Source organism: Micromonospora sp. MH33 (assembly GCF_003013775.1).
Classification (GTDB): domain Bacteria; phylum Actinomycetota; class Actinomycetes; order Mycobacteriales; family Micromonosporaceae; genus Micromonospora; species Micromonospora fulviviridis.
This window is the reverse complement of sequence record NZ_MUYZ01000310.1, coordinates 1-7,964: the sequence shown is the minus strand read 5'-3', so window position 1 is coordinate 7,964 and position 7,964 is coordinate 1. Positions and strand designations below refer to the sequence as shown.

The following is a 7,964-nucleotide window of genomic DNA, read 5'->3' as shown; positions in this document are numbered from 1 at the left end:
CGGGCCCGGGCGGCCAGGTCGTCCAGGCCGCCGCGCCCCTGCGGGCCGCGCCGCAGCAGGTCGCGCAGCGCCTCCCGCAGGCTGCCGCCGGCGAGGACCTCCGCTCCGACCGCGTCCACGGCGGCACGTACGTCGTACGGCGGGCCGAGCGGGTCGGGGCCGCCGCGCCACTGCCCGTACCGGAACCGGTTGCCGGCCACGGTCAGCCCCGGCCGCCGTAGACGGTGCGCCCGGACTCGGTGACGTCCTTGCCCAGCCGGCGGGTGAGGTGCAGCCCTTCCAGGACGAACTCGATCCCGGCGGCGGCCTCCTCGGGGGTGGGCGCGTCGCCGAGGCCGAGCCGGTCGAGCACCTTGGCGAGCCCGGGCACGGTGCCGACCTGGCGCAGCAGTTCGGCCGAGGAGACCAGCTCGCCGGTCTCGATCTCACCGCCCTCGGCGACCAGCGCGGTGAAGCCGGAGAGGTCCAGCCCGGCCAGCCGGGCCCGGAACGTCTCGGCGGTGGCGGTCCGCAGCAGGTGGCCGAGGACCTCGATCTCCCGCCCCTCCTCACCGCTCTCGAACTCGACCTTGCCGCGCAGCGTGGAGGTCACCGAGACGGCGTCGCCGACCCGGGCGACCGGGGCCTCGTGGGCGGCGGTGGCGAGCAGGCCGGCGCGGCGCAGCGCGGCGGCGGCGACGGTCTCCGCGGCGGCGATGGCGAACCGGGCGGAGACGCCGGAGCGCGGGTCCACCGACGGCGACTCCCGGACGGCGCGGGCGAACCGGGCGAGCACCTCCAGCACGTGCTCGGGGACGGTGGCGACCAGGTCGGCCTCCTGCCGGATCAGCTCCAGCTCCAGCTCCAGGTCGAGCGGGTAGTGGGTACGGATTTCCGCGCCGAAGCGGTCCTTGAGCGGGGTGATGATCCGGCCCCGGTTGGTGTAGTCCTCCGGGTTGGCGCTGGCTACCAGGAGCAGGTCCAGCGGCAGCCGGAGCTGGTAGCCGCGGACCTGGATGTCCCGCTCCTCGAGCACGTTGAGCAGCGCCACCTGGATCCGTTCCGCCAGGTCGGGCAGCTCGTTGACGGCGAACACGCCCCGGTTCGTGCGCGGCACCAGTCCGAAGTGGATGGTCTCCGGGTCGCCGAGGGTACGCCCCTGGGCGAGCCGGATCGGGTCGACGTCGCCGATCAGGTCGCCGACGCTGGTGTCCGGGGTGGCCAGCTTCTCGCCGTACCGCATCGAGCGGTGCAGCCAGCCGATCGGCAGTTCGTCGCCGCGCTCGGCAACGAGAGCACGGGACGCCGGGGTGAGCGGGTGCATCGGGTGCTCGTTGAGCACCGAGCCGGGGATCACCGGGGTCCACTCGTCGAGCAGCGCGCCGAGCGAGCGGATGAGCCGGGTCTTGCCCTGGCCGCGCTCGCCGAGCAGCACCATGTCGTGGCCGGCGAGCAGGGCCCGCTCGACCTCGGGCAGCACCGTGTCCTGGTAGCCGACGATGCCGGGGAAGCGCTCCTCGCCGGCGCGCATCCGGGCGAGGAGGTTGTCGCGGAGTTCCTGCTTGACCGTGCGGTGGTGGTGGCCGGACGCCCGCAGCTCGCCGAGCGTGCCGGGCAGGTCGGCGGGCGGGACCGGGGGAACCTGGTTGGGCGCAGTCACCCGACCCACGCTATCTCGGTCGGGTGACCGCGCGCCGCCTTCCGGGCGGCCGGATCGTCACGGACGGGGGGCGGGCCGCCGGCAGCGGGCGCAGGCGCCCCGCCGCCGCAGGTGGTACGCCAGGGTGGCCGCCCCGAGCGCGACTCCCCAGAGGGGCCAGAGCAGCATCGGCGCGGAGGCCAGGCTGAACTCGTGCCCGATCTGCCAGAACTCCGGCTTGGTCAGGAGCCCGAGGGTGGCCGCCGTCACCGACACCGCGACCAGCGTCGCGGGGACGACCGCCAGCCTGATCGGCACCCGCCGGCCGGCCAGCCCCGGCAGCCACCGGGGGAACCGCTCGCCCCAGGGGCGGACCAGCCCGAGGGTGAGGATCGCCCCGACGGTGGCGAACGCGCCCAGCCCGGCGCCGGCCCAGACGAGCCCGGTCTCCCGCATCTCGGCGAGGAAGTCCCGGGAGATGCCCAGCGGGATGCCGGCCGCCCAGGCGAACCGGGTGAGCGCGTAGGCGAACGGGATCACGGCGGCGGTGTACGCGGCCCAGCGCCCCCAGCGGGCGGCCGAGGCGGGCGAGGTCCAGCCCCGCTCGTCGTCGTCGCGGCCGCAGGCGGGGCAGGCGCCGGCCGTCCGCCGCTGCCAGAGCAGCAGTGCCCCGGCCAGCAGGACGCCGCCGACGAGGGCGGCGCACCGGGCCGCCAGCGGCCAGTCGAAGACCTGCCCGTAGTCGACCGGCGGCCAGCCGAACGGCGCGCCGATGATCAGCATCGGCAGGTAGCCGAGCACGACCAACACCCGGGCGTCCGGGACGACCACGGTCAGCGCGAAGACGACCGCCCAGCCGTAGCCGAGCAGCAGCGCGCGGGGCAGGCCGGGGCGGCGTACCGTCGCCGGGCCGCTCATGGCGAGCGCCGCGACCGCCGCGAGCAGCAGCACCCCGGCGAAGATGGGTGCGCCGGCGTCCACCGGGACCAGCCGGAGCAGGCTGACGTCGCCGCCGTGCGGGTCGTTGGCGCCGAACGGGTAGCCGGCGCCGGTCAGGGTCGAGAGCAGGGCGAGCACGCCCCAGCCGCCGAGCCAGGCGGCGGCGAGCGGGGCGGCCAGGTCGAGCCGGGTCCGGGCGGCCCGACGGGGTGGGGAAACGGTTGTTGTCGTCATGACCTCAGCCTCGGCCGGCCGGGCCCCGGATCCCTCCCGCGCCGGGGTGGACCGTCTCCCCCACGCGAGGGGTCAGCCGGTCGGCACCACGAAACCCGACTCGTACGCGGCGATCACCGCCTGGGTCCGGTCCCGTACGCCGAGCTTGGCCAGCACGTTGCCGACGTGCGTCTTGACCGTCTCCACGCCGACCACCAGCCGGTCGGCGATCTCCGGGTTGGACAGCCCGGCGGCCATCAGCCGCAGCACCTCGGCCTCCCGCTCGGTGAGCCGGGCCGCCCGCAGCCCGTCGGAGCCCCGGCCGCCGTACGCGCCGACGAGCTGGCGGATCGCCGCCGGGAAGAGCAGCGACTCGCCGGCCGCCACCACCCGGATCGCCTCCACCACCTCGGCCGGGCGGGCCCGCTTGAGCAGGAACCCGCTGGCTCCGGCGCGCAGCGCCTCGTAGACGTACTCGTCGTTGGCGAACGTGGTGACCACCAGGACGCGGGGCGGGTCGGCGGAGGTGGCCAGCAGCCGCCGGGTGGCCTGGATGCCGTCGATGGCCGGCATCCGGACGTCCATGAGCACCACCCGCGGGCGCAGCCGGGCCACCAGCGACGGCACCTCGGCGCCGTCCGCGGCCTCGCCGACCACCCGCAGGTCGGGTTGGGCGTCCACGATCGCCCGCAGGCCGACCCGGATCAGCTCGTCGTCGTCGACGATCAGCACGTCGATGGTCATCCGGTCTCCTCCCTCGGCGCCGGCAGGGTGGCCCGTACCCGCCAGCGGTCCCCCTCCGGCCCGGCGGTGAGCTGCCCGCCGAGCAGCAGCACCCGCTCCCGCATGCCGTCCAGGCCGCGCCCGCCGCCGCCCGGGCCGGTGGTGCCGGGCAGCCCGTTGACCAGCTCGATCTCCAGACGGCCATCGGGTACGGCCACCCGCAGCCGCACCGGCCCCCGGCCGTGCCGGGCCGCGTTGGTGAGCCCCTCCTGGACGATCCGGTAGCCCTCCCGGGACACCACGGCAGGCAGCCCGCGCAGCGCCCCGCTGACCTGGGACTCCACCGTCAGGCCGGCGGCCCGGGTGTCGGCGACCAGCCGGTCCAGCCCGTCGAGGGTGGCCTGCGGCGCGGTGGGGGCGGGCGCCCGCCCGTCCTCGGTCTCCCGGAGCAGCCCGAGCACGTGGTCCAGGTCGTCCATCGCGCGGCGGCTGGTCTCCTCGATGGCGCGCAGGGCCCGCCGCGCGAACTTCGGGTCGGTGTCGAGCAGCTCGCGGGCGGCGCCGGCCTGGAGGGTCGCCACGGTGAGCGCGTGCCCCACCGAGTCGTGCAGCTCGCGGGCCAGCCGGTTGCGCTCGGCCAGCCGGGCGGACCGGGCCTCCAGTGCGGCGATCCGCTCGGCCTGCGCCGGGCCGAGCAGCACCGGGGCCATCGAGGCGGCGAGCGCGCCCAGCCCGGCGACCGCGTACCCGAGCGCGACCAGCAGGGCCAGGCCGGCCAGGCCCGCCGCGACCGGGTGACCCGGGCCGAGCGGGCCGAAGCCGTCGTCGGGGGCGGCGCCGGTGTCGACGCCGGCCAGCCCGGCGAGGAAGACCAGCGCCATGGGGAACGCGCTGATCGCCGCGAACAGCACCAGGCCGCCGGTCAGCAGGTGCAGGGCGATCCAGAGCGCGGCGCGCAGCCGGGTCTCCCGGTCGATCCGGTGGCCCGGGGCGGGCTCGGGCAGGTCGACCGCGAGCAGCGCCCGGGCGGCGACGATCTCCAGCGCGCGGCTGCCGGCCAGGAACACCGGCACGGCGGCGAGCACCGCGGCGACCAGCAGCAGGCCGGCGCCGACCGGCCGGGGCACGTCGTCGTTGCCGAGCAGTTGCGCGAACGCCGCGGCGAGCAACGCGTACGGCAGGGCGAGCACCCCGCCGAGGAGCAGGAACACGGCACGCCGCCAGGTGCTCCCGCGCACCAGCGGCGCCAGTACACCCCGGACCGTCACCCGGCCATTCTGCCGCCGGAGACGGCCTGCCGACTCCCCCGCAACGGGGAGATCGGGTCAGCGGTGGTCCTGGACGTACTTCTCCGGGTCCTTGTCGCGGAAGGGCAGGTTGCGCCCGTTCTTGTGCTCGCCGTAGAACCTCAGCCAGCGCGCCCCCAGCTCGGCCCGGAGCTCGACGCCAGCGTGCCGGCGGAAGTCCGGCAGCGCCTCGTCCTCCTCCTCGGCCAGGTGCTCGCTGTTCTCGCGGCGGGCCCGCCAGACCGCGGCCCACCAGGCGTCCGAGCCGACCTCGTGCAGCTTCGACTCGGCGATGGCGTCGCGGATCTTGTTGTGGTCGCCGATGGCGTCCTCGGTCTCCTCCGCGCCGTCGTCGCCGTGCCGGACCAGGTGCGGGTAGAGGATGGCCTCCTCGGCCTCGGCGTGGATGTCCAGGTGCAGGGCGAGCGCCTCCCAGACGGCCAGCAGCTCGGCCGGGTCGCGGGCGTCGTCGAGGCGGGCGAAGCCGCGGCGGAAGGCGGCGTGGTCGTCGAGGATCAGTGCGGTGATGTCGTCCATGGTGGTCACCTCCCGGTGCGGGCGCGGATCAGCTTGGGTACGGCGGCCAGCCCGGTGAGCGGGCGGAACGCGTGGGCGGCGGTGACCAGTGCCGCGTACTCGTCGTCGGCCAGGTCGATCTCGGCGGCGGCGGCGTTGCGCTCCATCTGCTCCACCCCGGACGCGCCGGGGATGGCGACCACGTTGGGGTGGCGGAGCAGGTACGCCAGGGCGATCTGGCTGGGCGTGGCGTCGTGCACGTCGGCCACCTCGCGCAGGGTGGCGATCAGTTCGGTGCCCCGTTCCAGGTTCTCCGGCAGGAAGTACGGGTTGGCCCGCCGCACCGCCCCGGCGGGCGGGTTCCGGGCGTCGTACCGGCCGGAGAGGAAGCCCTGCCCCAGCGGGCTGTACGCGATGACGATCCGGCCGGCCTGCTCCGCGTACGGGATGAGGTCCTTCTCCGGGCCGCGGTCGATCATGCTGTAGCGGACCTGGTTGCTCAGCACCCGGCGGCCCAGCGCGGCCTCGGCGAACCGCCAGCGGCGCAGGCCGTAGTTGCTGACCCCGACCTCGCCGACCAGCCCGACGTCCTGGAGCGCGCGCATCCCGCGCATGGTGGTGGTGTCGGCGACCACCGGGTTGGGCTGGTGCACCTGGTAGAGGTCGATGCCGGCGACGCCGAGCCGGGCGGCCGAGGCGACCGCCCGCTGCTGCACCACCGGGGCGAGCGGCAGCACCGGGAAGATCTTGCTGGCCACCACGACCTTGGCCCGGTCGTCGCCGAGCGCCGCGCCGAGGATGCGCTCGCTGCGACCGAAGCCGTAGATCTCGGCGGTGTCGAAGAGCGTGACGCCCAGGTCGAGCGCGCGCCGGACGATCTGTGCCGCCCGCTGTTCGTAGTCGGGGCCGTAGCCCCACTCGCGCGAGCCGAACTGCCACGTGCCGAGGCCGATCTTCGAGATGGGCTTGGGGGTGTCGAGCGGGACGTAGCGCATGGACTCGAAGCTACCCAAGCCGGCGGGGCGGCACGCCCGTTCCGCTGTCCCGGGCAGGATTGCCGGGTGACTCTCCTCATCCGCCCTGCCCGCCCGGACGAGGCGGCCGAGCTGACCGAGCTGGCGCTGCGCTCCAAGGCCCACTGGGGGTACGACGCCGCGTTCCTGGCCCGCTGCCGCAGCGAGCTGACCCTCACCCCGTCGGACGTGGCCGCCCGGCTGGTGTGGGTGGCCGAGCGGGACGGCCGGCCGGTGGGCCTGCTGGTGCTCGGCGGTGAGCCGCCCGAGCTGGAGCTGGACATGCTCTTCGTGGACCCGCCCGCGATCGGCACCGGCGCGGGCCGGGTGCTGTTCGAGCACGCCGTGGCCACCGCCCTGGCCGCCGGCGCCCGGAGGCTGTGGATCGAGGCGGATCCCGGGGCCGAGCCGTTCTACCGGCACGTCGGCGCGGTGCCGGCCGGCACCTCGGTCTCCCCGTCCACCGGCCGGGAGCTGCCCCGCCTCCGCTACGACCTGGGCACCAGCCCCGGACTAGGGTCGGGGGCGTGACCTACCTCGCCAGCGAAGACCGTTACGACTCGATGATCTACCGGCGCAGCGGCCGGAGCGGCCTGCGCCTGCCCGCCATCTCGCTCGGGCTGTGGCACAACTTCGGGCCGGACCGGCCGTACGAGCGGCAGCGGGACATCGTCCGGCGCGCCTTCGACCTCGGGATCACCCACTTCGACCTGGCCAACAACTACGGCCCACCGCCCGGGGCGGCCGAGGAGAACTTCGGCCGGCTGCTCGCCACCGACCTGAAGCCGTACCGGGACGAGCTGGTCATCTCCAGCAAGGCCGGCTATCTCATGTGGCCCGGCCCGTACGGCGAGTGGGGCTCGCGCAAGTACCTGATCTCCTCGCTGGACCAGTCGCTGCGCCGGATGGGGCTCGACTACGTCGACATCTTCTACTCGCACCGGTTCGACCCGGACACGCCGCTGGAGGAGACGATGGGCGCGCTGGACGCGGTCGTCCGCTCCGGCAAGGCGCTCTACGTCGGCATCTCCAACTACAACTCGGAGCAGACGGCCCGGGCCGCCGAGATCCTCCGCGAGCTGGGCACGCCGCTGCTGATCAACCAGCCGTCGTACTCGATGCTCAACCGCTGGACCGAGGCCGACGGGCTGCTGGACACGCTGGAGCAGGCCGGCGCCGGCTGCATCGCGTACAGCCCGCTGGCGCAGGGTCTGCTCACCGACCGCTACCTGGGCGGTATCCCGGCCGACTCCCGGGTGCGGACCAGCGTCTTCCTCAACGAGAGCGACCTCAGCGAGGAGAAGATGGCCACCATCCGCGGGCTCGCCGCGGTCGCCGAGCGGCGCGGCCAGAGCCTGGCCCAGCTCGCGTTGGCCTGGGCGCTGCGCGATCCCCGGATGACCAGCCTGATCATCGGGGCGAGCAGCGTGGCCCAGCTGGAAGGGAACGTCGCCGCGCTGGACAACCTCGACCTCGGCGTCGACGAGCTGGCCGAGATCGACCGACACCTGGGCTGACCTCGGCGGTCACCAGATCCGGCGCCGGCCGGCGTGGTGGTTGCGGACCCCGCACGGCCGGCCGGCCGGCACGCTGCCGGCCCGCCGCAGCCGCAGCGCCACCACGGCCGCGAGCAGCACGGTGACCCCGGCCGCCGCG

8 protein-coding genes and 1 pseudogene are annotated in these 7,964 nt (G+C 75.3%); 2 read left to right on the top strand and 7 right to left on the bottom strand.

Annotated features, from left to right (window positions below):
* The 7 genes and pseudogenes from B0E53_RS30485 to B0E53_RS30455 all read right to left on the bottom strand — a co-directional run.
* Positions 1–200 (bottom strand): annotated as a pseudogene (locus B0E53_RS30485) (hypothetical protein); the annotation flags it as partial.
* A 2-nt stretch (positions 201–202) separates the two neighbouring features.
* On the bottom strand, positions 203–1,648 hold the full coding sequence (locus B0E53_RS30480) for a magnesium chelatase (RefSeq protein WP_107079151.1): 1,446 nt from the start codon (positions 1,646–1,648) through the stop codon (positions 203–205).
* Between the two features lie 48 nt (positions 1,649–1,696).
* The gene (locus B0E53_RS30475) at positions 1,697–2,791 is read right to left on the bottom strand and encodes a hypothetical protein (RefSeq protein WP_107079150.1); all 1,095 of its coding nucleotides are present in this window, start codon (positions 2,789–2,791) and stop codon (positions 1,697–1,699) included.
* Between the two features lie 72 nt (positions 2,792–2,863).
* Positions 2,864–3,514: a response regulator transcription factor gene (locus tag B0E53_RS30470; RefSeq protein ID WP_107079149.1), complete on the bottom strand. Its 651-nt coding sequence runs from the start codon at positions 3,512–3,514 to the stop codon at positions 2,864–2,866.
* Entirely contained in the window at positions 3,511–4,761 is a 1,251-nt protein-coding gene (locus B0E53_RS30465; RefSeq protein WP_107079148.1) for a histidine kinase, read from the bottom strand. The genes B0E53_RS30470 and B0E53_RS30465 overlap by 4 nt, the downstream gene beginning before the upstream one ends.
* Positions 4,762–4,818: 57 nt before the next feature.
* The gene (locus B0E53_RS30460; RefSeq protein WP_107079153.1) at positions 4,819–5,316 is read right to left on the bottom strand and encodes a hemerythrin domain-containing protein; all 498 of its coding nucleotides are present in this window, start codon (positions 5,314–5,316) and stop codon (positions 4,819–4,821) included.
* Between the two features lie 5 nt (positions 5,317–5,321).
* Entirely contained in the window at positions 5,322–6,290 is a 969-nt protein-coding gene (locus tag B0E53_RS30455; protein ID WP_107079152.1) for an aldo/keto reductase, read from the bottom strand.
* Positions 6,291–6,356: 66 nt separating this feature from the next.
* Between B0E53_RS30455 and B0E53_RS30450 the strand changes: the two genes are divergently transcribed.
* Together B0E53_RS30450 and mgrA are read left to right on the top strand one after the other, a co-directional pair.
* Entirely contained in the window at positions 6,357–6,839 is a 483-nt protein-coding gene (locus B0E53_RS30450; protein ID WP_107079147.1) for a GNAT family N-acetyltransferase, read from the top strand.
* Positions 6,836–7,825, top strand: a complete 990-nt coding sequence (gene mgrA / locus B0E53_RS30445; protein ID WP_107079146.1) for an L-glyceraldehyde 3-phosphate reductase — start codon at positions 6,836–6,838, stop codon at positions 7,823–7,825. The genes B0E53_RS30450 and mgrA overlap by 4 nt, the downstream gene beginning before the upstream one ends.
* The last annotated feature ends 139 nt before the right edge of the window (positions 7,826–7,964 follow it).

Bases quoted from the DNA above. Each gene is read 5' to 3' on its own strand.
- B0E53_RS30475 (WP_107079150.1), bottom strand. From the start codon at position 2,791: ATGACGACAACAACCGTTTCCCCACCCCGTCGGGCCGCCCGGACCCGG.
- B0E53_RS30470 (WP_107079149.1), bottom strand. From the start codon at position 3,514: ATGACCATCGACGTGCTGATCGTCGACGACGACGAGCTGATCCGGGTC.
- B0E53_RS30460 (WP_107079153.1), bottom strand. From the start codon at position 5,316: ATGGACGACATCACCGCACTGATCCTCGACGACCACGCCGCCTTCCGC.
- B0E53_RS30455 (WP_107079152.1), bottom strand. From the start codon at position 6,290: ATGCGCTACGTCCCGCTCGACACCCCCAAGCCCATCTCGAAGATCGGC.